Genomic DNA, 26,237 nt, shown 5'->3' on the forward strand with positions numbered 1-26,237 from the left:
AATGGGGATTCGCAGCGCACTCCACACGACCTACGGAGAGTGAGAGATGCGTACGAGCCAGCCTGGCATCCACCGGAGCCACTCAGCACTGAGCGCCCTGTCGGCCGACGATCGGTGCGCTGTATGACTTTGGCCCCGGAGTCACCGGCTCTCCTCGATCCGCTGCTCGACGAGGCACCGGCGCCCGCGCTCTTCACCGCGGGAAGTGCCGCCTCCGAACGCACTCTCCTCGACATCCTCGACGAGACCGCGCGACGTCACCCGGACGCACCAGCTGTCGACGACGGTGACGCGCCGCTCACCTACCGCGCGCTGCTCGACGAGGTCGAGTCCCTGCGACTGCGCCTCGCCGCCGCCGGAATAGGCGTCGGCGACCGTGTCGGTGTACGCGTGCCGTCAGGAACCGCCGACCTGTATGTCTCGATCCTCGCCGTGCTCGCGGCGGGCGCGGCGTATGTCCCGGTCGACGCCGAGGACCCCGACGAGCGGGCCGAGCTGGTCTTCACCGAGGCGGCGGTGAGCGCCGTGATCGGCGAGGGCCGGGCCTTCGAGCCGTTCGGTACCGCGGCGGGAGCCACAGGCAGTCGGCCGGGCCCGGGTGACGACGCTTGGATCATCTTCACCTCGGGCTCCACCGGCAGGCCCAAGGGCGTCGCCGTCAGCCACCGCAGCGCCGCCGCCTTCATCGACGCCGAGGCCCGGATCTTCCTGGCGAAGGAGCCCCTCGGCCCCGGCGACCGGGTCCTCGCCGGGCTCTCCGTCGCCTTCGACGCCTCCTGCGAGGAGATGTGGCTCGCCTGGCGGCACGGCGCCTGCCTCGTGCCCGCACCCCGCTCCCTCGTACGCACCGGCCTCGACCTGGGCCCCTGGCTGGTCGAGCAGCGCATCACCGTCGTGTCGACGGTCCCCACACTCGCGGCCCTCTGGCCCGCCGAGGCGCTCGACGACGTCCGGCTGCTGATATTCGGCGGTGAGGCGTGCCCGCCCGAGCTGGCCGAGCGGATGGCCGTCACGGGCCGTGAGGTCTGGAACACGTACGGCCCGACCGAGGCCACGGTCGTCGCCTGCGCGGCGCCGCTGACCGGCGAAGGACCGGTACGGATCGGGCTGCCGCTCGACGGCTGGGAGCTCGCCGTCGTGGACGGCGCCGGTGACCTCGTCCCCATGGGAGGGACCGGCGAGCTCGTCATCGGCGGCGTCGGCCTCGCCCGCTACCTGGACGCCGAGAAGGACGCGGAGAAGTACGCGCCACTGCCCGCGCTCGGCTGGGCCCGCGCCTACCGCAGCGGCGACCTGGTCCGGGCGGAGGAGGACGGCCTGCTCTTCGTGGGCCGGGCGGACGAGCAGATCAAGCTCGGTGGCCGTCGCATCGAACTCGGCGAGATCGATGCGGCGCTGCAGGCGCTGCCGGGCGTCGCGGGAGCCGCGGCTGCGGTCCGTACGACGGCCGGCGGCCATCAACTGCTGGTCGGCTATGTGGTGCCGAGCGAGCCTGTCGGCGACCGGCCGGTGGACGGCGACCTGACGACCGCTGCCACCGCTGACACCGCGGAGACCGCGGATACGGCGGATACGGCGGACGACGCGGGCTCCGCGGCCCCCGGCCCCGTCGACGGCGCGGTCGCCGAACCGGCCCCGGGCCCGGTGGCCGGCGCCGGTGCCCACGCCCCGGCCTCCACCGCCACAGACGGCAACGGCCCCGCCGACGCGCCGGAGCCGGCGGCCGGCGCGGGGACCCTCGACGTGGACTCCTCCGGCGCGGCGCCCCTCGACGCGGCGCCCTTCGTCGTGGACTCCTTCGACCAGGCCGACGCCGTCGCGCGACTGCGCAAGGAGCTGCCCGCCGCCCTCGTGCCCCTGCTCGCCGTCGTGGACACCCTCCCGACCCGTACCTCGGGGAAGGTGGACCGGGCCGCCCTGCCGTGGCCGCTGCCCGCTCCGGACACTCCGGCCACCGGTCGGACCGAGCTCACCGCCACCGAGGCCTGGCTGGCCGAGCAGTGGACCGATCTTCTCGGGGCTCCGGTGAACAGCGCCGACGCGGACTTCTTCGCGAGCGGCGGCGGCAGTCTGGCCGCCGCCCAACTGGTGTCCCGGATCCGGGAGCGGTACGCCGCCGGATCGGTCGGCGACATCTACCAGAACCCGACACTCGGCGCGCTCGCCCGGACGCTGGAGGAGCCCTCCGCGGGCGCGACGGCACAGCGGGATGTCCAGCCGGTGCCGCGCCTGTCCGGCGTCGTGCAAGTGCTGCTGATGCTTCCGCTGCTCGGCATCGCCGGGCTGCGCTGGGGCGTGGTCGCGGCCGCGGTCGGCAATGTCATCGGGCTGCCGTGGGTGCCGACGGTGTCCTGGTGGTGGGTGGGGCTCGGCTGGCTGCTCGTGGTCAGCCCGCCCGGACGGATCGTGATCGCGGCAGGCGGCGCGCGGCTGCTGCTGCGCGGTCTGCGCCCCGGCACGTACCGGCGCGGCGGCAGCACGCACCTACGGCTGTGGACGGCGGAACGCCTCGCCGAGCTCAGCGGCGCGACCAGCCTCGCCGGGGTGTGGCTCACGTACTACGCGCGGGCGCTCGGCGTCCGTATCGGCGAGGGCGTCGATCTGCACGCCCTGCCGCCGGTGACCGGCATGCTGCGGCTCGGCAAGGGCTGCGCGGTCGAGCCCGAGGTGGATCTGTCCGGGCACTGGCTCGACGGCGACCGGCTGCACATCGGTGCCGTCCGCATCGGCGCCGGAGCCACCGTCGGCGCCCGCAGCACGCTCTTCCCCGGCGCGCGGATCGGCAAGCGCGCCGAGATCGCCCCCGGGTCGGGTGTGACGGGCGCGGTTCCCGCCTGCGAGCGCTGGGCCGGCGTGCCGGCCGCACGCAAGGGGAAGGCCAATCGGCACACGCCCGACGGCCGCCCGCCGCGCAAGCGCCGCTGGACGGCGGTCTACACGCTCACTTCGGTGGTCCTCGGGCTGCTGCCCGCGCTCGCGGCGCTGCCCGGCCTGCTGGTGATCGGCCTGTTCGTGCACGGCCGGACCGGCCTCGGCCAGGCGCTGACGGCCGCGCTGACCGCCGTGCCACTCGCGACGGTCGTCTCCGTGATCACGTACGCGCTGATCGTTCTCGCCGGTGTGCGGCTGCTCGGCATCGGGCTGCGCGAGGGCTACTACCCGGTCCACGGGCGGATCGCCTGGCAGGCGTGGGCGACCGAGCGGCTGATGGACATGGCCCGGGTGCACCTCTTTCCGCTGTACGCGAGCCTGTTCACGCCCGTGTGGCTGCGGGCGCTGGGCATGAAGGTGGGCCGCGGTGTCGAGGCGTCGACCGTGCTGGCGCTGCCCGCGATGACGACGGTCGGCGACGGCGCGTTCCTCGCCGACGACACGATGGTCGCCTCGTACGAACTCGGCGGAGGCTGGCTGCGGATCGCCGAGGCGCGGGTCGGCAAGCTGGCCTTCCTCGGCAACTCCGGCATGACGGCCGCGGGCCGCTCCGTACCCAAGCGCGGCCTCGTCGGCGTGCTGTCATCGACCCCGAAGCGGGCGAAGGCGGGCAGCTCCTGGCTCGGTATGCCGCCGATGAAGCTGCCGCGGGCCGCGGAGGAAGGTGACCAGAGCCGTACCTTCGACCCGCCGAAGCGGCTGAAGTGGGCGCGGGCGGCCGTCGAGATGTGCCGGATCGTGCCGGTCATGTGCAGCGTGGCGCTCGCCGTACTCGCGCTCGCCGCCTTCGAGCTGCTGGCAGACCGCCTCGGCCTCGCCCTCGCGGTGCTGTGCGGCGGCGCGTTGCTGTTCGTCGGGGGAGTGGTGGCCTGTGTCGTCGCGATCGCGGCGAAGTGGCTGCTCGTCGGCCGTTTCCGGGCGGTCGAGCACCCGTTGTGGTCGTCCTTCGTATGGCGCAACGAGCTCGCGGACACCTTTGTGGAGGTGCTCGCCGTGCCGTGGCTGGTCGGGGCGACCGCCGGCACACCGCTGATGAACCAGTGGCTGCGTGGGCTCGGCGCCCGCATCGGCCGCGGCGCCTGGTGCGAGACGTACTGGCTGCCGGAGGCCGACCTGGTCACCGTCGGTGTCGGCGCGAGCGTCAATCGCGGCTGTGTTGTTCAGACGCACCTCTTCCACGACCGGATCATGCGCATGGACAATGTCGTTCTCGGAACGGGCGCGACGCTCGGTCCGCACGGCATCGCGCTGCCCGGAGCGGTCATCGGCGCCCGGGCAGCGGTCGGTCCGGCCTCGCTGGTGATGCGCGGAGAGCGGGTGCCCGCGGACACCCGCTGGCTGGGCAACCCCATCGCGGCGTGGAAGCCGTAGCACGCAGAACACGCGCAGGACAGGCAATACGAGCAATACGAGCAAGACACAGAGGACGCACAAGGGTGACGGATTCGTACCTTCCGCAGCACGGCGACAGCGGCTACCGGACCACGGAGTACGACGTGGAGCTGGACTACCGCCCGCACACCGGCCGGCTCTCCGGCCGGGCCCGGATCACCGCTGTCGCCCGGCGCGCACTGTCCGAAATCGCCCTGGACCTCGGCCCGTTCCGGATCAACCGCGTCCTGGTGGACGGCGCCCGCCCGGCCCGGTACACGCACCGCGCCGACAAGCTGCGCGTACGGCCCGCCAGGCCGCTGCGCGCCGGGACGCCGTTCACCGTCGAGGTGCGCTACACCGGCGTCCCTCACCCCGTCCGCACGCGCGACTGGGGAGACCTCGGCTGGGACCAGCTGGAGGAAGGGGCGCTCGTGGCCTCCCAGCCGAACGGTGCCCGGTCCTGGTTTCCGTGCAACGACCGCCCGGACGACAAGGCCGCCTACCGGATCACGGTGACCACTCCGTCGCCGTACACCGTGGTCGCCAACGGCTCACTCGTCTCCCGGACGATCAGTTCCTCCACCACCACATGGGTGTACGAGCAGTCGGCGCCGATGGCCAGCTATCTCGCGACGGTCCAGATCGGCCCGTACGAACTGGTCGACGTGGCGCATGCCGGGCGGGTGCCGCAGCCGGCCGCCGTGCCCCGCGGCCTGCTCGAGCGCTTCGAGTACGACTTCGCCCGCCAGCCGCAGATGATGACGGCCTTCACGGACCTCTTCGGCCCCTACCCCTTCGACGACTACGCGGTCGTGGTGGTGGACGAGGAACTGGACGTGCCCGTCGAGGCGCAGGGCCTGTCGATCTTCGGCGCCAACCATGTCGACGGGCGGCGCGGCAGTGAGCGCCTGGTCGCGCACGAGCTGGCCCATCAGTGGTTCGGCAACAGTCTGACCGTCGCCGACTGGCGGCACATCTGGCTCAACGAGGGCTTCGCGAAGTACGCGGAGTGGCTGTGGTCCGAGGTGTCGGGCGGGCCGTCGGCGGCGGCTCTCGCGGCGAAGTCACGGGCCCGTCTCGCCCTGATGCGGCAGGACATCAAGATCGGCGATCCGGGTCTGCGGCGGCTGTTCGACGACCAGGTCTACGAGCGGGGCGGCCTCACGCTGCACGCGCTGCGCACGGTGATCGGGCACGCGGCCTTCGTGGCGGTGCTGCGCGAGTGGACCACGACCCACCGGCACGGCACGGTGACCACCGAGGAGTTCATCGCTCTCGCGCAGCGGCACTCGGCGCATCCGCTCGACGGTCTTTTCACCATGTGGCTGTACGACGAGAAGCTCCCGGCCCTGCCGCAGCCGCGCCACTGACCCGCACGTCAGGGCCGGTCAGGGCCGGTCCGGTCAGGGCCGGTCAGGGGGTGCGCCTCAGCCCTCCGCGCCCGCCATTCGCGTACGACAGCCTCGACGTCGAAGGGCTTCAGTCCCAGCGGCGGGCCCGGCGGCGGGCGGCGGATCGCCGCCTCGATCTTCTCGTTGACCGCGGTGAGGACGGACCGCACGCGGGCTTCCGTCGCGGCGCTGCCGACCGCCTCCCGGGCGTCCTCGGCCTCCTTGCGCAGGGCGAGCGTCCCAGGCAGCACGGAGACGCCCTCGCGGTGCAACTTGTCCTTGACCCACCACAGTTCGTCGTACGGTGCGGTGTCGTCCGGCAGCGGTTTCCCGAAGCCGGCCAGGGACGAGAAGTCGCCCCGCTCCGTCGCTTCCCTGATCTGCCTCTCCACCCACGACTCGAAGCTGACACCAGGGGGTTTGCGTTCGGTCACGTCCGCTCCTCCCGTCTCCTGCCTCCAGGGTAGGCGGGGCGGGGCGCGCGGGCCCGGGGCGTCCGTGGCCGTGGGAACACCGGGGCGGCGTCCCGGCACCGTGGTGCCCCTCCAGCCGCACGCAGCGCGGGCCATGGGCACGCGGAAGATCAACACGGCGGCGTTCTCGAGCGACAAGGCAGGAGCCCCGATCCATACGGAACGGGGCTCCTTGGTACTGCTGAGTCGTGCGCGATCGCCGACCCTGGCTGACTAGGCCGGGGTGACGTTCTCCGCCTGCGGGCCCTTCGGGCCCTGGGTGACGTCGAAGTTCACGACCTGGTTCTCCTCGAGAGAGCGGAAACCAGACGCGTTGATCGCGGAGTAGTGGACGAAGACATCCGGGCCGCCGCCGTCCTGGGCGATGAAGCCGAAGCCCTTTTCAGCGTTGAACCACTTGACGGTTCCGGTAGCCATAAGCCCTCCTTGGGCCAAAGGGTTGCCCTGCTCCAGAACCTGCAAGAAGTCTGAAAACTACAAAAGCCTGCGGGTTACATGCTCCGCAGGCTCTGTACTGCAAGGGAAACCAAACTGCAACTTGCGTCGAGCCTAGCACGCAGCGTGTGCGCAGCGGTAGAGGGAAAGATCACGTCACCCGTGAGTTGGACGGGACCCAAATCGGCTGACGGTGCAGCTCGGACGGGGCGCGGGAAGTCGTGCGTCCTGGGCCCGGCCCCGGCGCCGTCAACCGCCGGCCGCGGGGCTAGCCTCGCGATGTGGACAGTCTTGGAGAAAGCACAGCAACCGACCACCGTCGCAGCCGGCCCCGTGTCGGCCACATCCAGTTCCTGAACTGTCTGCCCCTGTACTGGGGGCTGGCGCGGACCGGAACTCTCCTCGATTTCGAGCTGACGAAGGACACCCCGGAGAAGCTCAGCGAGAAGCTCGTGCGAGGCGAGCTCGACATCGCGCCGATCACCCTCGTGGAATTCCTGCGCAACGCCGATCAGCTGGTCGCATTCCCCGACCTCGCGGTCGGCTGCGACGGGCCTGTCATGTCCTGCGTGATCGTGTCCCAGGTTCCGCTGGAACAGCTGGACGGGGCGCGGGTGGCGCTCGGTTCCACCTCGCGCACGTCGGTACGGCTGGCGCAGCTGCTGCTCGCCGAGCAGTACAAGGTGACGCCCGACTACTACTCGTGTCCGCCCGACCTGGGCCTGATGATGCAGGAGGCGGAGGCGGCCGTGCTGATCGGGGACGCCGCGCTGCGCGCTTCGCTGCACGACGCCCCGAGGCTCGGCCTCCAGGTCCACGACCTGGGGCTGATGTGGAAGCAGTGGACGGGACTGCCCTTCGTGTTCGCGGTGTGGGCGGCGCGCAAGGACTATCTGGCGCGCGAGCCCTTCGTCGTGGAGAGGGTGCACGAGGCCTTCCTCGCCTCGCGGGACCTGTCCCTGGAGGAGGTCACCAAGGTCGCGGAGCAGGCGGCGCGCTGGGAGATCTTCGACGCGGAGCTGCTGGAGCGCTACTTCACGACACTGGACTTCCGCTTCGGGCCCGAGCAGCTCGCCGGCGTACGGGAATTCGCGCGCCGTACCGGCCCGACGACCGGGTTCGCGGCGGATGTGACGGTCGAGCTGCTCGGCGGCTGACGGTCTGCGGGGCGGACCGTCCACGGGGTGGGGATCTTCGGATCCGGGCGGTCCGCGGGGCGGTCTACGAGCTGGGGATGGGCGCCTGCATGTGCGCGCTGATCCACTGAATGGTCCCGTCCCCCATGCCCTTCACATAGGTCTTGGCGTTGTGCTCGCCGCCCTGGATGATCTGCAGGCGGGTTTTCACCGGGCCTTTGCCGTAGTCCCGGATGAAGCGCTTGAGGTTGTTCATCCCGGCCTCCTTGCTGCCTATCTGGAACGCGAGACAGACGTCCTTGTCCTTGCCCGCGGGTTTGGTGGAAAGGGCCTTCGCGAGCTTCTCCGGATTGTTGGCGGCCCGCTCCTTCGTATGGCTGCCCCACAGCGGGGAGTCGGGCACGGTGTCCGGGCCGGAAGCGATCACGGCCTTGAACTTGCCCGGGTGCTGCAGTACGGACTTCAGCCCGACGAACGCGCCGGATGAGGAGCCCATGAAGGCCCAGCCGTCGCGGGACTTGAAGGTACGGAAATTGGCCTTGACGAAGTCGGGGACGTCCTCGGTCATCCAGGTGCCCATTTTCGGCTGCCCCGGTATGTCGCTGCCGTCGTAGTAGTACTTGGCGTCCGGATTGAGTACCGGCATCACCACGACGAACGGGAGGCTCTTGCCTTCCTTCGACCACTTGCTGATGCTGCTCTGCAGCTTGAGGTCGGTGCCCATCCAGTAGTTCTTCGGATAGCCGTTGCCGCCGGGCAGCGCTATCAGTACGGGGAAACCGCTGTTCGCGTACTGCGGGTCGAAGTACTGCTTCGGCGCCCACACCCATACCTTGCCCGTGAAACCGGACTTGGCGCCCTCCAGCGTGGTGACGCCGATCTTCGTGCCGTCGTCGAGGGTGTTCTGCGTGGTGAACGAGGCCTTCGGGCCCGTCGGCATCAGGGTCTTCGCGGCGGCTTCGTCCGCCCCCCGGCCGCCGTCGCTGTCCTGTGCGCCGCCACCCGGCTGCCCGGCGGGGGACTTGGCACCGGGGCCGTCGAAGGAGACCGGATCGCCTTCGTCCGAGCACCCGGCGACGAGCGCGACAGAGCCGATGGCGACGGCGGCTATGAGGGCCTTGGACAGGCGTTTCATGGAAGGCTCCGAAGGTTCTGGCACCGTCGGCACGGACGGTTTCGGACAAGACGTGTGATTTACGCACAGGGAGATGACGGTTGGCTCTGTTCGGTTGGCTCCCGGGCGGCGGGAATCCTCGTGATGCGGCCCACGGCGGGCCCTAGGCTGAAGCGCAGCACGTGCAACACAAGGCGAAAAGCAAGGCAATCGGGGGAGTGCAGATGCAGCCGCTGGATCCGGGCGACCCGCGGAGCATCGGTGCGTACCGGCTGCTCGGCAGGCTCGGAGCGGGGGGAATGGGCCGCGTCTATCTGGGGCGCAGTGCCGGCGGCCGTACGGTCGCTGTGAAGGTCGTCCATCCGCATTTCGCGCTGGACGAGGAGTTCCGGGCGCGGTTCAGACGTGAGGTGGAGGCGGCGCGGCGGGTCGGCGGGAAGTGGACGGCGCCGGTGCTGGACGCCGACCCGGAGGCCTCCGTGCCGTGGGTCGCCACCGGCTATGTGGCCGGTCCGGCCCTGTCCCAGGCGGTGAGCTCGCACGGTCCACTGCCCGTCCCCGCGGTACGGGTGCTGGGCGCCGGACTCGCGGAGGCACTGGCGGCCGTGCATGCGCTGGAGCTGGTGCACCGGGATGTGAAGCCGTCCAATGTGCTGCTCACGCTGGACGGTCCGCGGCTGATCGACTTCGGGATCGCCCGGGCCACCGACGGCACCGCCTCGCTCACCTCCACCGGGGTCTCGGTCGGCTCGCCCGGCTATATGTCGCCGGAACAGATCCTCGGCAAGGGCGTCACGGCAGCGGCGGATGTCTTCTCGCTGGGCGCGGTGCTTGCGTACGCGGCGACGGGCGAGGCGCCCTTCCCGGGCGACTCCTCGGCCGCGCTGCTCTACAAGGTGGTGCATGAGGAGCCCGAACTGGGCTCCCTCGAGGGCGACTTGCGGGAGCTGGTCGCCGACTGCCTCGCCAAGAACCCGGCGGCGCGGCCCGCGCCGGCCGAGATCGCGAGCAGGCTCGCGCCCGGCGGGGCGGCCGGACTGGTCGGGGCCGGGTGGCTGCCGGGACCGCTGGTGGAAGAGGTCAGCAGGGCGGCGGTGACACTGCTGAACCTGGAACCTTCCCCGGACCCGGTGGTGTCGGGGCCGGTCGCGTTCAGCAGCCCGGCGGTCGGGGTCTTCGGGCCGCCGGTGGAGCCGCCCCGGGACGCGCCGCCGCCGACGCAGGGTGCCTCCAACGCGCGGCTGTCCGTGTCGGTGACGGCCGACTCCGTACCGACGAGATCCGGTGCTCCGGGCGAGCGCGGTGGCCGGAAGGTGAGCTGCACGGTGGCCCTGGCGGTGGCGGGCGCGCTGGCTGCGGTGACGTTCGGCGGCGCGGTGCTGTTCGATCTGCTCCCGGGTAGGAACGACAAGGGCAGCGACACGGCGGCCCGGCCGCCGGCGGGCAGCCCGTCGGCGGAGCCCTCGGACGGTTCAGCGGCCGAGCCGACCGAGCCGGGCGAGTCGGCGAAGGAGGTGCCGAAGGCCTTCATCGGCGCCTGGAAGGGGCCGTTCGACGTCGAACTCGCCGGCAGCAAGATCAGCGCCGGGACCTTCAGGGTCGTGATCGGCACCGGGAAGGCCGGCGCGAAGATCGGCACGGTCAACCAGTTCGACGTCCTCGGGAACTTCGCCTGCGAGGACAACCTGGTGCTGCGGAGCGCGACCACGACCGAACTCGTCGCCGACGGCAAGTCCAGCGGCAAGGCGGGAAACAACTGCACGCCGGGCACGCACACGGTGAAGCTGCGACTCACCGGAGCCCGCATGCAGTACACGTCCCAGGAACCACGGGCGGGCGACCCGCGTGCGCTGTTGGACCGGGAGCGGTGACCGGACGGACTCACCGGACGGACGGACTCACCGGACAGGCCGGGCTGGCGGGATGGACCGGGCTGACCGGGATGGACCGGGAGCGGCGACCGGCCGCCGTGCCTCGCGACCGCGCCCGCGGATCGCCACAACGGCTGGCGTACGCTGGATCGGCCCGCAGATGCTCTGAAACACCGCCGAAAGGTGACGCCCGGTGACCGAGAAGGCCGACCTTCAGTCCGTGCTGGACCGTGCTGCCGATGGGGGCCGGATCACCCCGGAGGAGGCGCTCGACCTCTACCGTTCCGCGCCGCTGCACGCGCTGGGCGCCGCGGCGGACGCCGTACGCCGGCGCCGGTACGCCGGTACGGAGCACATCGCGACGTACATCATCGAGCGCAACATCAACTACACCAACGTGTGCGTCACGGCGTGCAAGTTCTGCGCCTTCTACGCCCCGCCGAAGGACGTCGAGAAGGGCTGGACGCGCGACCTCGACGACATTCTGCGGCGCTGCGCCGAGACCGTGGAGCTCGGCGGCACGCAGATCATGTTCCAGGGCGGGCACCACCCGGACTATGGCGTCGAGTACTACGAGAAGCACTTCGCCGCGATCAAGAAGGCGTACCCGCAGCTGGTCATCCACTCCCTCGGCGCCTCCGAGGTCGAGCACATGGCCCGTATCTCCAAGGTCTCCGTCGAGGAGGCGATCCAGCGCATCCACAGCGCCGGGCTCGACTCCTTCGCGGGCGCCGGCGCCGAGTTGCTGCCCGAGCGGCCGCGCAAGGCGATCGCGCCGCTCAAGGAGTCCGGCGAGCGCTGGCTGGAGATCATGGAGGCCGCGCACCGGCTGGGCGTCGAGTCGACGTCGACGATGCTGATGGGCACCGGCGAGACCAACGCCGAGCGGATCGAGCATCTGCGGATGATCCGCGAGGTGCAGGACCGGACGGGCGGCTTCCGGGCCTTCATCCCGTACACGTACCAGCCGGAGAACAACCACCTCAAGGGCCGTACGCAGGCGACGCTCTTCGAGTACCTGCGCATGATCGCGATCGCGCGGCTCTTCCTCGACAATGTGGCCCACATCCAGGGCTCGTGGCTGACCACGGGCAAGGAGGTCGGCCAGCTCTCGCTGCACTACGGCGCGGACGACCTGGGATCGATCATGCTCGAGGAGAACGTGGTCTCCGCGGCGGGCGCGAAGCACCGGTCGAACCGGATGGAGATCATCGACCTGATCCGCAAGTCGGGCCGTGTCCCGGCGCAGCGGACGACGACGTACGAGCACATCGTGGTGCACGACGACCCGGCGAACGACCCGGTCGACGAGCGCGTGGCCTCGCACATCTCGTCGACGGCGATCGCGGGCGGTACGGCGCATCCCGAGCTGAAACTGCTTGCGTCCAACTGAGGCTGTCTTGCTGACGATTCACGCCGCGCCGCTGGTTCTGCCGGTCGGCGCGGCGCCGGTGCCGGACGGTGCGGTCGTCGTCGACGGCAACCGGATCGCGGCCATCGGCCCGTACCGGGAGCTGGCGGCGGACCGTCCGCGGGCCCGCGTCCGCCACTGGCCCGGTGTTCTGACACCCGGCCTGCGTCAGTGGCACGGCACCTGGTTGCTGAAGCGCTGCTACCACCCCGACCCGCGGGAGTCCGGCGAGCTCGGTGAACTGCCGCTGTCCGGAGCGGAGCTGGAGGCGCTGGAGCTGGACGCTGCCCGCTGGGCGGGCAGCGTGCGCCGCGGGCTGCAGAGGATGCTGCGGCACGGCACCACGGCGCTGGCGGTCACGCTGGACGACCCGGTCCTGCGGACCGCCGTCGCCCGATCCGGACTTACCGTCGTCCCGTCGGTGGGCGCCCCGGGAATTCTCGTCGGCGGCCCGGACCTCGACCCCTTCGTGGAGGGGCATGACCTCGCGGGCTCCGTGCACGCCCCCCTGGCCGTCGGTGCCCGGGCCGACTTCGCCGTGTTCGATGCGACGGACGAGGCCGCTCTGCGGACCGCCGGCGCCGGGAGCTGCGTGGCCACCGTCCTCGACGGGCGGCTCGTATACCGGGCGCGCTGACTCATGCCGGAACGACGAGGACGGTGACCGCGAAGGGACCAGGTCCTGGTGGGCCGCCCTCGGCTTCTTCGGCGTGGTGCTTCTGCGGCGTGGTGCTTCTCGGCGTGGTGATCATCGCCTTGCCCGGGCTCCGCGCGTACGCCATCAGGAGGTCTGCGGGAGGCGACAGGCGCCTGGGACAGTTCCGGTGATTCCGGCCGGGAGGCGTGCTGCTTGAATGGGGTGCGTGACCCGAGCATCCCTGGACAAGCAGCCGCACGAAGTCGCCTCGATGTTCGACGGCGTGGCGGCGAACTACGACCTGACCAACGATGTGCTCTCGCTCGGCCAGGCCAGGCTGTGGCGCAAGGAGGTCGCGAAGGCGGTGAACGCCCGCCCGGCGCAGAAGGTCCTCGACCTGGCCGCCGGCACCGGCACCTCTTCGCTGCCGTTCACCGTCACCGGCGCGTATGTCGTGCCGTGCGACTTCTCCCTCGGCATGCTGCGCGAGGGCAAGAAGCGCAACCCCTGGCTGCCGCTCACCGCGGGCGACGCGACGAAGCTGCCGTTCGGCGACGATGTCTTCGACACCGTGACGATCTCCTTCGGGCTGCGCAATGTGCAGGACACGGACGCCGCGCTGCGCGAGCTGTACCGGGTGACCAAGCCGGGCGGGCGGGTCGTGATCTGTGAGTTCTCGCAGCCGACCTGGGCGCCGTTCCGGACCGTGTACACCGAGTACCTGATGCGGGCGCTGCCGCCGGTGGCGCGGGCCGTCTCGTCCAACCCCGATGCGTACGTCTATCTCGCCGAGTCCATCCGCGCCTGGCCCGACCAGCCGGGGCTGGCGGAGCGGCTGCGGCAGGCCGGCTGGTCCAAGGTCGCGTGGCGGAATCTGACGGGTGGGGTGGTGGCGCTGCACCGCGGCACCAAGCCCGCGTCCGCGTCTTCGTTCCCGTCCGCGGCGCGGTCCCAGGACCGGTCCCAGTAAGCCCCGATGAACTACCAGTCCGTCCTGGAACGGGTCGCCCAGGACGTCACACAGCAGGTCGGCAGCGGCAGGCCCGCCGAGTACATCCCCGCACTCGCCTCCGTCGACCCGCACCGCTTCGGCATGGCCCTCGCGGATGTGGACGGCAATGTGTACGGAGTCGGCGACTGGCAACGCCCCTTCTCCACCCAGTCGATCACCAAGGTCTTCACGCTCGCGCTGGTGCTGGCCCACGGCGGCGACAGCCTCTGGGAGCGGGTCGGCCGTGAGCCCTCCGGCAACCCGTTCAACTCGCTGGTGCAGCTCGAGTACGAGAACGGGATCCCGCGCAATCCCTTCATCAACGCGGGCGCGCTCGTCGTCACCGACCGTCTGCAGACCCTGACCGGCGACGCGAGCAGCGAACTCCTGGAATTCCTGCGGCAGGAGAGCGGCAACCCGGAACTCGCCTTCGACGCGGAGGTCGCCGAGTCGGAGTCCGCGTTCGGTGACCGCAACGCCGCCCTGGCCCACTTCATGGCCTCCTACGGCAATATCACCAACCCTGTCCCCACCCTCCTCGAGCACTACTTCTGGCAGTGCGCGATCGAGATGAGCTGCGCCGATCTGGCCCTGGCGGCCCGCTTCCTGGCCCGCCACGGGCTGCGCGCCGACGGCTCCCGCCTGCTGACCCTCAGCGAGGCCAAGCAGATCAACGCCGTGATGCTCACCTGCGGTACGTACGACGCGGCCGGAGAGTTCGCCTACCGGGTCGGACTGCCGGGCAAGAGCGGCGTGGGCGGCGGGATCGTCGCGGTCGTGCCCGGGCGCTGCACGCTGTCCGTATGGAGCCCGGGTCTGGACGAGCAGGGCAACTCGGTGGCAGGTGTGGCGGCGCTGGACCGCTTCACGACGCTGACCGGACTGTCGGTCTTCTAGCCGGAGAACGGCGGCCGGGAAGGCCCCTGTCGCTCCGGACGACGCCACCGCATGTGCCGTCCCGGCCCCGATCGCTGCGGCGGTGGGCCCGTCCGGCCGGGTGAAGGACGTCGCCGCGAGACGGAGACCGAGGCCCTGGCTTGAACCGGCTTGTATCAGCGGCGAGTTGACGGGAACCGGCGGGTGAGGAAGATGAGTCAGTTGTTTACGGCTTGCTTATCTCCCGTCCCCGCCTGTCACCTCGGAGCACTCCCCATGGCGTCGTACTGCCCGCACTGCGGAAACCCGTCCCCGGACGAGGCACGCTTCTGTATGAAATGCGGGCGGGAGCGGCCGCCGGAAGCCTCGGCGGCGCCGCCCGCGATGCCTCCGGCGGCCGCTCCCGCCGCCCTTCCCGCCCTTCCTCCGGCCCTGCCCGCCGCTCCTCCCGGGGCGCCCGCCGCGCCCGCGCCCGCTCGTCCGTCGCCCGTCGGGGCTTTCTTCGGCCGGGCGTTCCGTGGCGACTGGCTCGCCTCGGCGAAGGCCGCAGCCTGGCCGGCCGGACTGCTGCTCGCACTCGCGGTGGCACTCGCCATCCCCTCGTACGGTCAGGACGACGAGGTCGTCGTCGGCTGGAGCGACCGGCTGCGGATCGCGCTCGCGATGCTGCTGCAGGCGTTCGGCGGTGGCTTCGAGGTGAAGGCCGCCAGTTCCACGCCGTTCGGCTCCGGCGGCTCGGACTCCGGGTCCTTCGGCGGCGGTTCCCCGGACGGGATGTACGGCGACGGTGGCTCCGGATATCCCGGTACCTCGGGCGGCTCCGGCTCGGGCATGGACGCGATCGCCCAGGGCAGTGCCTCGCTCTCGCTGGTGCCGCTGACGGTGACCGTGCTGTGGATCGGCGCGCTCTTCCTGGGCGCGCGGATGCTGCGTACGAGGGGTGCCGGGCTGGAAGCGGCCCTACGGATCTCGGTGCTGGTCACCGGCGTGGTGCTGGTACTCGGTCTGTTCGCGCAGCCGGACATCGCGGGCGTGGAGATCTCCTCGTCGCCGCTGCTGGCCGCGCTCGGCGCGCTGGCGATCTCGCTCGCGGTGACCGCCGGAGTGCTCCAGCGCGACGACCTCGCCGCATGGCTGGCGCAGCGGCCCGCCGCCGGGTCGACGGTGCGTGCCCTGGGGACGGCGGTGCGGGCGCTCGGCGTGGTCGTGGCCCTGTGCTCGCTGGTCGGCTTCATCGTGTACGCCAACGCCGACGACGTGGACGGTACGGCCCTGCTCATCGCCCTTCCGATCCTGCCGAACATCGGCTTGGCGGTCCTCGGGCTGAGCTGGGGCGTACCGGTGAAGTACGACGTCCAGGGCCAGTTCAGCCTGATCGGCTCCAGCGCGGAACACGGCAGCTTCGGTCTCTCGGAGATCGGTGATGTGTGGGGCGGCGGCGCGGTCGCCGGGGCGGTGGCCCTCGGCGTGGTCTGCGCGCTCACGCTCGGCGTCTGGGCGGCCCGCCGCTCGGCGGACCGTCGCGAACAGTTGCTGGCCGGAGGCTTCTCGCTGGGCCTTGTCCTGCTGTTCATGGGCGTGAGCGGGGTCTCCGCCGACATGGCGGGCGGCCTGTCGGACTGGGGCGGCAGGGGCGCATCGGAGTTCGCCCCGAGCGTTGCGGACGCGCTGCTGTTCGGCCTGCTGTGGGTGGGTGCGGCGACGTTCCTGGGCCCGTACGTGCTGCGGATGGTGGGGCAGCAGGCGGCGGTGCCGACGCTGCCGGCGTACGTGCCCGGCCCGGCGTACGGACCTGGCCCGGCATATGGACCTGGCCCGGCGTACGCGCCCGGAGCGCCGGCCGGCCCGACTGCTCCCCCCGCTCCGGCCACCCCGTTCGTGGCCGACGCGCCCGCCGTGCCCGCGCCTTCTCCCGCCGTCCCGGCGACCCCGTTCGTGGCCGACGCGCCCGCCGCGCCCGTGCCTTCTCCCGCCGCCCCGCAGCCCCCGGTCCCGGGCGCGTACCACCCGAACACCGTTCAGCTCTCCGCCTCACCGTCCGGCGCCGCGGCTGCCTCACCGGCCGCCGCCCACGATCCCGCCGCCGCGGCGGCCGCCGCCGAACGCAGGCGCAAGGTCCTCGTGTGGACGGCCACCCTCACCGCCGCGTTCGTCATCGGCGGTGGCGCCACGGCCGGGGCACTGCTCCTGAAGAAGAACCACGACACGCCCGACGAGGCGAAGAACGGGCAGCCGGCCGTATCGCAGTCTCCTTCCCCCCGGCAGGCCCCACCGGCCTCGGTATCCCCTTCCGGAAGTCCCGCCGGCGGCCCCTCCGCCACCCCGTCCACGGGCCCGTCGTCACCTCCGCCGGGCGGTGCCACGCTCCCGCAAGGCTTTGTGCTGAAGCAGGACCCCGCCGGGTTCACCGTCGCGGTGATGGACGGCTGGCGGCGCCGGCAGTCGGGCAGCCAGGTCTACTACGAAGCCCCGACAGGCGGTTCGTATCTCCAGATCGGCGTCATCAAGAACACGCCGATGACCTCGTACGAGAACTTCATCACCCTGGAGAAGAAGCACCTGGAGACTCCCGAGACCCGGTACGAGCGCGATCAGCTGATCAAGAACACCTATCAGGGACGGCCGGGCGCGCTCTGGGAGTTCACGCACATCCCCGAGCCGGACGAGGGCGGCCTGCAGCGGCATGTCATCGACCAGGCGTTCGTCGCGGCGGACGGCACGGAGTACGCGATCCTCGCCGCCGACCGCGCCGATCTCTGGGACCGGGACAAGGATGTGGTCTTCTCGACCGCACTCAACACCTTCAAAGTGGGCTAGGGCTGCTGGAGCTCCAGCCGGAAGCGGTATCCCTTCTGCTGGGACGCCGGCGTCGTGAACGTCTCGGCCAGCTCCATCCCCAGCCGCCGGATCACCGCGATCGAACGCTCATTGCGCGCGTTCACCATCGCCACCACCCGCTCCACCCCGGCCGCCCGTACCCGCTCCAGCGTGGTGCGGGCGGCGGCGGTCGCGTATCCCTTGCCCCACGCGGCCCGGGCCAGCCGCCAGCCGATCTCGATCTCGCCGACCGGGCCGAAGGTCTCGTGCGGCCAGGGCTGCGCGCCGGTGAAGCCGATGACCTCGCCGTCCTCGTCGAGCATGGTCCAGAAGCAGAAGCCGTGTTCGGCGTCGTGTCTGCGCTGCCGGGCGGTCAGCTCCTCGTAGACGGAGAGCTCCGCCGCCTTCCCGCCGTGGAACTCCATCACTTCCGGGTCGTTGAAGACCCGGTGCCAGGTCAGGGCGTCCTCGTCGGTGGGCACACGCAGCTGTACGGCGGGGAGCGGCCTGGTCATAGGGGGGAGCCCTTCAGTTTGTGGATCAGTAGCCCCCCATAGACTGCACATGTCCTGTGCCTTTCGGTACGCAATATCGAGTCTTCGGGAGAACCCGCCGTGACCGAGCCCCTCTCCGAACACACCGCCGATGTGATCGTCGTCGGGGCAGGCCCGGCCGGCTCCACGACCGCGTACTACCTTGCCAAGGCGGGCCTCGACGTCCTCCTCCTCGAGAAGACGGCCTTCCCGCGCGAGAAGGTCTGCGGCGACGGCCTGACGCCACGTGCCACGAAGCAGCTGGTGGCGATGGGCATCGACATCTCCGAGGAGGCCGGCTGGCTGCGCAACAAGGGCCTGCGGATCATCGGCGGCGGCGTGCGGCTCCAGCTCGACTGGCCGGATCTCGCCTCCTTCCCGGACTACGGACTCGTACGCAAGCGTGACGACTTCGACGAGCAACTGGCCAGGCAGGCGCAGAAGGCGGGCGCCCGGCTGTACGAGCGGTGCAATGTCGGGGCCCCGATCATCGACGAGCGGACCGGCCGCATCACCGGCGTCAACGCCAAGCTGGGGGAGGAGAAGACCCCGGTCACCTTCCACGCACCGCTCGTCGTCGCAGCCGACGGCAATTCGACCCGGCTCTCCCTCGCCATGGGGTTGCACCGCCGCGAGGACCGTCCGATGGGTGTCGCCGTACGGACGTACTTCACCTCGCCGCGCCACGACGACGACTATCTGGAGTCCTGGCTGGAACTCTGGGACCGCCGGGGCACCGAGGACCGGCTCCTCCCCGGCTACGGCTGGATCTTCGGCATGGGTGACGGCACCTCGAACGTCGGCCTCGGCGTACTGAACACTTCCGCCGCCTTCAAGGAGCTGGACTGGCGCGAGGTGCTGAAGGCCTGGTGCGCCTCGATGCCGGAGGACTGGGGCTACACCGAGGAGAACATGACGATGCCGATCCGCGGCGCCGCGCTCCCGATGGCCTTCAACCGCCAGCCGCACTACACCAAGGGCCTGCTGCTGGTCGGCGACGCGGGCGGCCTGGTCAACCCGTTCAACGGCGAGGGCATCGCGTACGCCATGGAGTCCGGGCAGATCGCCGCCGACGTGATCGTGCAGGCGCACGCCCGGCAGACCCCGGCGCAGCGGGAGCTGGCGCTGCACCGCTACCCGAAGATCCTCAAGGACACGTACGGCGGCTACTACACCCTGGGCCGCGCCTTCGTGAAGCTCATCGGCAACCCGAAGGTCATGAAGATCGCGACGCAGCGCGGTCTGACGCACCCGCTGCTGATGAAGTTCACCCTGAAGATGCTGGCCAACCTCACCGACCCGACGGGCGGCGACGCGATGGACCGGATCATCAACGGGCTCTCGAAGGTGGCCCCGAAGGCCTGATACGGCTCACCACCGGCCGTTCGGCCCGCCCTCGCCGCGAAGGCGCCCCGCCCTCACCTCGAAGGCGGGGCGTACCCGTTGTGAGGATGCTGTGCCCGCCCCGCACGACCGGTCTCCGGGGGCGTGGCCGCGTGAACGGACGAAGGGCCGCGGCTCCACCCCCGAGCGGGGGAGCCGCGGCCCTTCGAAGCGTGACTGTCGGTGCGTGGGGCGGTCAGAGAACGCGGACCGCGCCGCTCGCCGGGTAGCCCGACAGATCCTGGATGACGACGCCCTTGCCGGGGTTGGCCGCGTCGAGGTACTGGCCGTCGCCGATGTAGACGCCGACATGGTACGCGCTGCCGGCGCCGCCCCAGTAGAGGATGTCGCCGACCTGGAGGTTGCTGGTGCCCACCTGGGTGCCGGCCACCGACTGGTCCTGCGAGACACGGGGCAGGTCGACGCCGACCTGCCGGAAGGCGGCCTGGACCAGGCTGGAGCAGTCCCACGAGTTGGGTCCGGTGGCGCCCATGACGTAGGCGTCGCCGAGCTGTGCCTTGAGGAAGGCCACAACGGTCGCCGCGGAGCCCGTGGCGTTCGAGGAGGTGTTGGCGGAGGCGGAGAGCGTGGTGCGCTCGGAGGACCGGGAGGCGCGCCCCTGGGTCTCGGCGTCGGCGCGCTTCTTCGCCTCGGCCTTCTCCTTGGCCTCAGCCTTGCGGTCGGCCTCGGCCTTGGCCTTCTTGGCGGTCTGCGCGGCCTTGGCGGCCGCCGCGTCCTCCTGGGCCTGCAACTCGAGGTCGAGCGCGATCTCCTGGCTGGCCTCGGCGGACTGCGAGACGGCGGCGGAGAGCGAGAGACCGGACGTCAGCGCCGGCATCTCGATGGTCTCGGTCACCGGCTCGGCGTTCGCCGGCCCGGCAGCGCCAGCCACTGCGATGGTGCTGAGAACGCCACCGGCAACTCCGGCCCGAAGCGCCAACTTCGAGGCGCTGCGGCGGGGCTTCCGGTGGCTGGGTATGTGAGCGGTGTGGGACATGAGTACAACCGCTATCAGGGCCTCCCGGTTCCCTTCAAGAAACGTGTGTTGCACCACAGTTGTGATCGGAACGTTTGAATCCGCGCTCCTCCGGCCTTTATTGACGCCGTAACGGGCAATTCGGGCATGCATGATCACGGCTGTGATCATTGGCTTTCCGTAAAAGGTCCGAATTGCCTGGCGCTTACCATCCCTTCACGCCGATGGCCAAGGCCCCTTTTGTTGATGAACCGGGCGAGTGGTACAGGTCACAGAAAGGTCAACGTCCCGGTGCCGGGTGGCTCGTGAATGCGGGCACGTGTCCACCCGGATCCGCGCGGGTCCCCCGCGCGGGTGACCCGGAGTCCACTATCACCCGTTGCGGCCCATTGCCAATTTGCCCGTACGGGCCGCCTCTTGATAGAGCGCGACGCCCCTGACCAGCGGTAACGCCACCGGATGTCACGTCTGGTGACCACTCGGGCGCTTCGCGTATGAAGATCACCGCTCATCCGACTTCATGATCGTTCGCCGGGTGGTGGAGATCACAAAGACGTAGTCGCACCCCGTGTCGCAGATCACAGACCGGCAGGCATAGGATGCGGAGCAGTCGGGCTTGTGAACTGCCTCACATGTGCACGATCTTCGCGAGGCGGCGAGGCGGATGCCCGGTGCGGTCCAACGGTCAAGGACGACTGGAAGGAGCGAGGAGGGTGAATGCTTACGCGCCCATCCTTGTGCTCGGCGCCCTCGGGGCAGGGTTTGCGATCTTCTCCGTGGTCATGGCCACGCTTATCGGCCCCAAGCGCTATAACCGGGCAAAACAAGAGGCGTACGAGTGCGGCATCGAGCCGACTCCCACGCCGGCCGGAGGCGGCCGTTTTCCCATCAAGTACTACCTGACGGCGATGCTCTTCATCGTCTTCGACATCGAGATCGTCTTCCTCTACCCCTGGGCGGTCACCTTCGACGCCCTGGGGCTTTTCGGGCTCGTGGAGATGCTGCTCTTCGTGCTCACCGTCTTCGTCGCCTACGCGTATGTATGGCGGCGCGGCGGCCTGGAATGGGACTGAGGGGCTGAGGAGCACACCAATGGGAATCGAAGAGAAGCTGCCGAGCGGTTTTCTGCTGACCACCGTCGAACAGGCCTCGGGCTGGGTGCGCAAGTCATCCGTCTTCCCGGCCACCTTCGGTCTGGCCTGCTGCGCCATCGAGATGATGACGACCGGCGCCGGCCGTTACGACCTGGCCCGCTTCGGCATGGAGGTCTTCCGCGGCTCGCCGCGCCAGGCCGACCTGATGATCGTCGCCGGCCGGGTGAGTCAGAAGATGGCGCCCGTCCTGAGGCAGGTCTACGACCAGATGCCCAACCCCAAGTGGGTTATCTCCATGGGTGTTTGTGCCTCATCAGGCGGAATGTTCAACAATTATGCGATTGTGCAGGGTGTTGATCATATTGTCCCCGTCGATATCTATTTGCCTGGTTGCCCGCCGCGTCCGGAGATGCTGATCGACGCGATTCTCAAGCTGCACCACAAGATCCAGACCTCCAAGCTCGGCGTGAACGCGGAGGAAGCGGCCCGCGAGGCGGAGGAAGCGGCTCTCAAGGCGCTCCCCACCATCGAGATGAAGGGGCTGCTGCGGTGAGTGACAGCACGAACACCAACGGCAACAACGTCCCATCGCCACGGGACGAGTCCGGCGATGTCATCGGCGTACGCAAGGGCATGTTCGGCGCCGACAACGGCGGCGATACGAGTGGCTACGGCGGTCTCGTCAGGACGGTGACCCTGCCGGGCGCCTCCCACCGCCCCTACGGCGGCTACTTCGACGAGATCGCCGACGAGCTCGAAGGCGCGCTGGAGGAGCAGGGAGTCGTCCCCGAGAACGCCATCGAAAAGACGGTCGTCGACCGCGGCGAGCTCACCTTCCACATCGCCCGCGAGCATCTGCTCACCGTGGCGCAGACCCTGCGCGACGACCCGGCCCTGCGCTTCGAGCTCTGTACGGGTGTCTCCGGTGTCCACTACCTCGAGGACAAGGGCCGCGAGCTGCACGCCGTCTACCACCTGCGCTCGCTCACCCACGGCCGGCTGATCCGCCTCGAGGTCTCCGCACCGGACAGCGACCCGCACGTGCCGTCCCTGGTCTCGGTCTATCCGACCAACGACTGGCACGAGCGCGAGACGTACGACTTCTTCGGGCTCGTCTTCGACGGCCACCCCGCCCTCACCCGGATCATGATGCCGGACGACTGGCAGGGCTTCCCGCAGCGCAAGGACTATCCACTCGGCGGCATCGCCGTCGAGTACAAGGGCGCCCAGATCCCGGCTCCGGACCAGCGGAGGTCGTACAGCTGATGTCTGCTTCACAGGGAACTTCCCCCGCTTCCCCCCGCGAGACCACCGAAGGGACCGTATATACGGTCACCGGCGGCGACTGGGACGAGGTCGTCCAGTCCGCGGCCAAGGCCGACGACGAGCGGATCGTCGTCAACATGGGTCCGCAGCACCCCTCCACGCACGGTGTGCTCCGGCTGATCCTGGAGATCGACGGCGAGACGGTCACCGAGGCCCGTTGCGGCATCGGCTATCTGCACACCGGCATCGAGAAGAACCTCGAGTACCGGACCTGGGTGCAGGGCACCACCTTCGTCACGCGCATGGATTATCTGACGCCGTTCTTCAACGAGGCGGCGTACTGCCTGGGTGTGGAGAAGCTGCTCGGCATCACCGACGAGGTCCCGGACCGGGCGACGGTCATCCGCGTCCTGCTGATGGAGCTCAACCGGCTCTCCTCCCACCTGGTGTGCATCGCCACCGGCGGTATGGAGCTCGGCGCCACCACGATCATGATCTACGGATTCCGGGATCGTGAACTGATTCTCGATATCTATGAGTTGATCACCGGCCTGCGGATGAACCACGCGTTCATCCGGCCCGGCGGACTCGCCCAGGACCTGCCGCCCGGCGCAATCGACCAGCTTCGCGAGTTCGTGAAGACGATGAAGAAGAACCTGCCGGAGTACGACAAGCTCGCCACCGGCAACCCGATCTTCAAGGCCCGTATGCAGGACATCGGCTATCTCGATCTGACCGGATGCCTGGCGCTCGGCGCGACCGGACCGATCCTGCGCTCCGCCGGTCTCGCGCACGATCTGCGCAAGACCGACCCCTACTGCGGTTACGAGACGTACGAGTTCGACGTCCCGACCGCCGACAGCTGCGACGCCTACGGCCGCTTCCTCATCCGCCTGGAGGAGATGCGGCAGTCGCTGCGCATCGTCGAACAGTGCCTGGACCGGCTCGAGCCGGGACCGGTGATGGTCGCCGACAAGAAGATCGCCTGGCCCGCGCAGCTCGCCCTCGGTCCCGACGGGCTCGGCAACTCCCTCGACCACATCAAGAAGATCATGGGCACCTCCATGGAGGCCCTGATCCACCACTTCAAGCTGGTGACCGAGGGCTTCCGGGTCCCGGCCGGACAGTCGTACACCGCAGTCGAATCCCCCAAGGGCGAGCTCGGCGTGCATGTCGTGAGCGACGGCGGCACCCGCCCCTACCGGGTCCACTTCCGTGACCCGTCCTTCACCAATCTGCAGGCCATGGCGGCGATGTGCGAAGGCGGCCAGGTCGCCGACGTCATCGTCGCCGTCGCGTCCATCGACCCCGTGATGGGAGGCGTCGACCGGTGACAGACATCAGCTTGGGGATGCCACAGCTCCCCGCCCCCGACTACCCGGCCGATGTGCGTGCCAGGCTCGAAGCGGATGCGAAGGAGATCATCGCCCGCTACCCCGACAGCCGGTCCGCCCTGCTGCCGCTGCTGCACCTGGTGCAGGCGGAGGAGGGGTACGTCACCCGCACCGGCGTCCGGTTCTGCGCCGAGATGCTGGAGCTGACCACTGCCGAGGTCACCGCGGTGTCCACCTTCTACTCGATGTACCGGCGCAAGCCCTCCGGCGATTACCAGGTCGGGGTCTGCACGAACACGCTCTGCGCGGTGATGGGCGGCGACGCCATTTTCGAGGAGCTCAAGGAGCACCTCGGCGTCGGCAACAACGAGACGACCGAGGACGGCAAGGTCACCCTCGAGCACATCGAGTGCAACGCGGCCTGCGACTTCGCCCCCGTGGTGATGATCAACTGGGAGTTCTTCGACAACCAGACGCCGGAGACCGCCAAGCGGCTCGTCGACGATCTGCGTGCGGGACGGCAGGTCGAACCCACCCGCGGCGCTCCCCTCTGTACGTACAAGGAGACCGCGCGGATCCTCGCGGGCTTCCCCGACCGGCGCCCCGGCGCCGTCGCGGCGACCGGCGGTGCGGGACCCGCCTCGCTGATCGGTCTGCGCCTCGCCAAGGGAGAGCAGCCGGCCCCCCGGGTGGTCGCCCCGCGGGGTGAGGTCCCCCACGAGGCCCCGCAGCCCGGTTCCGCGCATCTCAGCTCGCACGACGCACCGCAGCAGACCTCGGACTCCGACCCCGCGCACCCGGCCGGACCCGCAGCCGAGGAGGGGGAGTGATGACCTTGGCACCCGAGATCAACGAGACGAGTCCCGAGAAGCTCCTCGCGCCCGTCCTCTCCGCCTTCTGGGACGAGGCCGAGCCCTGGACGCTGGACACCTACCGGCGGCACGAGGGGTACGAGGGACTGCGCAAGGCGCTGGCCATGTCGCCGGACGACCTCATCGCGTACGTGAAGGACTCCGGACTGCGCGGTCGCGGCGGCGCCGGCTTCCCCACCGGAATGAAGTGGCAGTTCATTCCGCAGGGGGACGGAAAGCCGCACTATCTGGTTGTCAACGCCGACGAATCGGAGCCCGGGACCTGCAAGGACATCCCGCTCCTCTTCGCCAACCCGCATTCCCTCATCGAGGGGATCGTGATCGCCTGCTATGCGATCCGGTCGAATCACGCCTTCATCTATCTGCGCGGTGAAGTCGTCCCCGTACTGCGGCGGCTGCACGAAGCCGTACGCGAGGCCTACGAGGCGGGCTACCTCGGCAAGAACATCCTCGGCAGCGGACTCGACCTCGAACTCACCGTGCACGCGGGCGCGGGCGCGTACATCTGCGGTGAGGAGACCGCGCTGCTGGACTCCCTGGAGGGCCGTCGCGGCCAGCCCCGGCTGCGACCCCCCTTCCCCGCGGTCGCCGGTCTCTACGCGTGCCCCACTGTGGTGAACAACGTCGAGTCCATCGCGTCCGTTCCCGCGATCCTCCAGCGCGGCAAGGACTGGTTCAAGTCGATGGGCAGCGAGAAGTCCCCGGGCTTCACGCTCTACTCGCTCAGCGGCCACGTCACCAACCCGGGCCAGTACGAGGCCCCGCTCGGCATCACGCTGCGCCAGCTGCTCGACATGAGCGGCGGGATCAGGGCCGGGCACCGACTCAAGTTCTGGACGCCGGGCGGTTCCTCGACCCCGATGTTCACCGACGAGCACCTCGACGTCCCGCTGGACTACGAGGGTGTCGGCGCGGCCGGTTCGATGCTCGGCACCAAGGCGCTGCAGTGCTTCGACGAGACCACCTGCGTCGTGCGGGCCGTGACGCGGTGGACCGAGTTCTACGCCCACGAGTCCTGCGGCAAGTGCACGCCCTGCCGCGAAGGCACGTACTGGCTTGTGCAGTTGCTGCGCGACATCGAGGCCGGCAAGGGCGTCATGTCCGATCTCGACAAGCTGGCCGACATCGCCGACAACATCAACGGCAAGTCCTTCTGCGCGCTGGGCGACGGTGCCGCGTCCCCGATCTTCTCCTCGCTCAAGTACTTCCGCGAGGAGTACGAGCAGCACATCACCGGCAAGGGCTGCCCCTTCGACCCTGCCAAGTCGACCGTCTGGGCCGACAAGCACCTGGAGGTGACCGCATGACTGAGGCGTATGCGC

General features: G+C 70.0%; 22 protein-coding genes. 16 read left to right on the top strand and 6 right to left on the bottom strand.

Annotated features, from left to right (window positions below):
- The first annotated feature begins 123 nt into the window (after positions 1–123).
- Together ACWDZ6_RS11830 and ACWDZ6_RS11835 are read left to right on the top strand one after the other, a co-directional pair.
- On the top strand, positions 124–4,302 hold the full coding sequence (locus tag ACWDZ6_RS11830) for a Pls/PosA family non-ribosomal peptide synthetase (protein WP_451502744.1): 4,179 nt from the start codon (positions 124–126) through the stop codon (positions 4,300–4,302).
- A 65-nt stretch (positions 4,303–4,367) separates the two neighbouring features.
- Positions 4,368–5,675 carry a M1 family metallopeptidase gene (locus tag ACWDZ6_RS11835; protein WP_451502745.1) on the top strand — a complete coding sequence of 436 codons (1,308 nt, stop codon included), beginning with the start codon at positions 4,368–4,370 and terminating at the stop codon, positions 5,673–5,675.
- Between the two features lie 8 nt (positions 5,676–5,683).
- On the opposite strand, the gene ACWDZ6_RS11840 is transcribed toward ACWDZ6_RS11835, so the two are convergent.
- Both ACWDZ6_RS11840 and ACWDZ6_RS11845 read right to left on the bottom strand, forming a co-directional pair.
- Positions 5,684–6,130, bottom strand: a complete 447-nt coding sequence (locus tag ACWDZ6_RS11840) for a DnaJ family domain-containing protein (RefSeq protein WP_451502746.1) — start codon at positions 6,128–6,130, stop codon at positions 5,684–5,686.
- A gap of 252 nt (positions 6,131–6,382) precedes the next feature.
- Positions 6,383–6,586: a cold-shock protein gene (locus ACWDZ6_RS11845; protein ID WP_003967102.1), complete on the bottom strand. Its 204-nt coding sequence runs from the start codon at positions 6,584–6,586 to the stop codon at positions 6,383–6,385.
- 299 nt (positions 6,587–6,885) lie between these two features.
- Here ACWDZ6_RS11845 and ACWDZ6_RS11850 point away from each other — a divergent pair, with 299 nt between their 5' ends.
- Positions 6,886–7,761, top strand: a complete 876-nt coding sequence (locus tag ACWDZ6_RS11850; RefSeq protein ID WP_366731057.1) for a menaquinone biosynthetic enzyme MqnA/MqnD family protein — start codon at positions 6,886–6,888, stop codon at positions 7,759–7,761.
- 64 nt (positions 7,762–7,825) lie between these two features.
- Here ACWDZ6_RS11850 and ACWDZ6_RS11855 read toward each other — a convergent pair whose 3' ends face one another.
- On the bottom strand, positions 7,826–8,875 hold the full coding sequence (locus tag ACWDZ6_RS11855; protein ID WP_451502747.1) for an alpha/beta hydrolase: 1,050 nt from the start codon (positions 8,873–8,875) through the stop codon (positions 7,826–7,828).
- 203 nt (positions 8,876–9,078) lie between these two features.
- On the opposite strand from ACWDZ6_RS11855, the gene ACWDZ6_RS11860 reads away from it, so the two are divergent.
- From ACWDZ6_RS11860 to ACWDZ6_RS11870, 3 genes are all read left to right on the top strand, one after another.
- Positions 9,079–10,725: a serine/threonine-protein kinase gene (locus tag ACWDZ6_RS11860; protein ID WP_451502748.1), complete on the top strand. Its 1,647-nt coding sequence runs from the start codon at positions 9,079–9,081 to the stop codon at positions 10,723–10,725.
- A gap of 193 nt (positions 10,726–10,918) precedes the next feature.
- Entirely contained in the window at positions 10,919–12,118 is a 1,200-nt protein-coding gene (gene mqnC / locus ACWDZ6_RS11865; RefSeq protein WP_451502749.1) for a cyclic dehypoxanthinyl futalosine synthase, read from the top strand.
- A gap of 7 nt (positions 12,119–12,125) precedes the next feature.
- Positions 12,126–12,773, top strand: coding sequence for an imidazolonepropionase-like domain-containing protein (locus ACWDZ6_RS11870; RefSeq protein WP_451502750.1), 648 nt, complete (start codon positions 12,126–12,128; stop codon positions 12,771–12,773).
- A gap of 1 nt (position 12,774) precedes the next feature.
- Here ACWDZ6_RS11870 and ACWDZ6_RS11875 read toward each other — a convergent pair whose 3' ends face one another.
- On the bottom strand, positions 12,775–12,918 hold the full coding sequence (locus ACWDZ6_RS11875) for a hypothetical protein (RefSeq protein ID WP_451502751.1): 144 nt from the start codon (positions 12,916–12,918) through the stop codon (positions 12,775–12,777).
- A gap of 81 nt (positions 12,919–12,999) precedes the next feature.
- On the opposite strand from ACWDZ6_RS11875, the gene ACWDZ6_RS11880 reads away from it, so the two are divergent.
- The 3 genes from ACWDZ6_RS11880 to ACWDZ6_RS11890 all read left to right on the top strand — a co-directional run bounded on the left by ACWDZ6_RS11880 (position 13,000) and on the right by ACWDZ6_RS11890 (position 17,457).
- Positions 13,000–13,743 carry a demethylmenaquinone methyltransferase gene (locus ACWDZ6_RS11880; RefSeq protein WP_451502752.1) on the top strand — a complete coding sequence of 248 codons (744 nt, stop codon included), beginning with the start codon at positions 13,000–13,002 and terminating at the stop codon, positions 13,741–13,743.
- A 6-nt stretch (positions 13,744–13,749) separates the two neighbouring features.
- Positions 13,750–14,661 carry a glutaminase gene (locus tag ACWDZ6_RS11885; protein ID WP_451502753.1) on the top strand — a complete coding sequence of 304 codons (912 nt, stop codon included), beginning with the start codon at positions 13,750–13,752 and terminating at the stop codon, positions 14,659–14,661.
- 255 nt (positions 14,662–14,916) lie between these two features.
- On the top strand, positions 14,917–17,457 hold the full coding sequence (locus ACWDZ6_RS11890; RefSeq protein WP_451502754.1) for a zinc ribbon domain-containing protein: 2,541 nt from the start codon (positions 14,917–14,919) through the stop codon (positions 17,455–17,457).
- Here ACWDZ6_RS11890 and ACWDZ6_RS11895 read toward each other — a convergent pair.
- Positions 17,454–17,972 (bottom strand): GNAT family N-acetyltransferase, encoded by a 519-nt coding sequence (locus ACWDZ6_RS11895; protein WP_326651823.1) that lies wholly within the window; start codon positions 17,970–17,972, stop codon positions 17,454–17,456. The genes ACWDZ6_RS11890 and ACWDZ6_RS11895 overlap by 4 nt on opposite strands.
- A gap of 99 nt (positions 17,973–18,071) precedes the next feature.
- Between ACWDZ6_RS11895 and ACWDZ6_RS11900 the strand changes: the two genes are divergently transcribed.
- Complete coding sequence (locus ACWDZ6_RS11900) at positions 18,072–19,355, top strand: geranylgeranyl reductase family protein (RefSeq protein WP_326651824.1); 1,284 nt, start codon at positions 18,072–18,074, stop codon at positions 19,353–19,355.
- Between the two features lie 214 nt (positions 19,356–19,569).
- Here the strand turns inward: ACWDZ6_RS11900 and ACWDZ6_RS11905 are convergent, their stop codons facing one another.
- Positions 19,570–20,370: a C40 family peptidase gene (locus ACWDZ6_RS11905; protein WP_451502755.1), complete on the bottom strand. Its 801-nt coding sequence runs from the start codon at positions 20,368–20,370 to the stop codon at positions 19,570–19,572.
- Positions 20,371–21,062: 692 nt separating this feature from the next.
- Between ACWDZ6_RS11905 and ACWDZ6_RS11910 the strand changes: the two genes are divergently transcribed.
- Genes ACWDZ6_RS11910 through nuoF form a run of 6 tightly spaced genes read left to right on the top strand, consistent with a single transcriptional unit; the run spans position 21,063 to position 26,222 of the window.
- Positions 21,063–21,422: an NADH-quinone oxidoreductase subunit A gene (locus tag ACWDZ6_RS11910; RefSeq protein ID WP_313944764.1), complete on the top strand. Its 360-nt coding sequence runs from the start codon at positions 21,063–21,065 to the stop codon at positions 21,420–21,422.
- 19 nt (positions 21,423–21,441) lie between these two features.
- Positions 21,442–21,996, top strand: coding sequence for a NuoB/complex I 20 kDa subunit family protein (locus ACWDZ6_RS11915; RefSeq protein WP_326651827.1), 555 nt, complete (start codon positions 21,442–21,444; stop codon positions 21,994–21,996).
- Entirely contained in the window at positions 21,993–22,709 is a 717-nt protein-coding gene (locus ACWDZ6_RS11920) for an NADH-quinone oxidoreductase subunit C (RefSeq protein WP_451502756.1), read from the top strand. The genes ACWDZ6_RS11915 and ACWDZ6_RS11920 overlap by 4 nt, the downstream gene beginning before the upstream one ends.
- A complete protein-coding gene (locus ACWDZ6_RS11925; protein ID WP_451502757.1) occupies positions 22,709–24,043 on the top strand; it encodes an NADH-quinone oxidoreductase subunit D in 1,335 nt (444 codons plus the stop codon). The genes ACWDZ6_RS11920 and ACWDZ6_RS11925 overlap by 1 nt, the downstream gene beginning before the upstream one ends.
- Before the next feature lie 17 nt (positions 24,044–24,060).
- Positions 24,061–24,873 carry an NADH-quinone oxidoreductase subunit NuoE gene (nuoE, locus tag ACWDZ6_RS11930; RefSeq protein WP_451502961.1) on the top strand — a complete coding sequence of 271 codons (813 nt, stop codon included), beginning with the start codon at positions 24,061–24,063 and terminating at the stop codon, positions 24,871–24,873.
- Entirely contained in the window at positions 24,873–26,222 is a 1,350-nt protein-coding gene (nuoF, locus tag ACWDZ6_RS11935; RefSeq protein WP_351454637.1) for an NADH-quinone oxidoreductase subunit NuoF, read from the top strand. Before nuoE ends, nuoF begins: the two co-directional genes overlap by 1 nt.
- Positions 26,223–26,237: the final 15 nt, after the last annotated feature.

This window comes from Streptomyces sp. NPDC002926 (genome assembly GCF_053591755.1).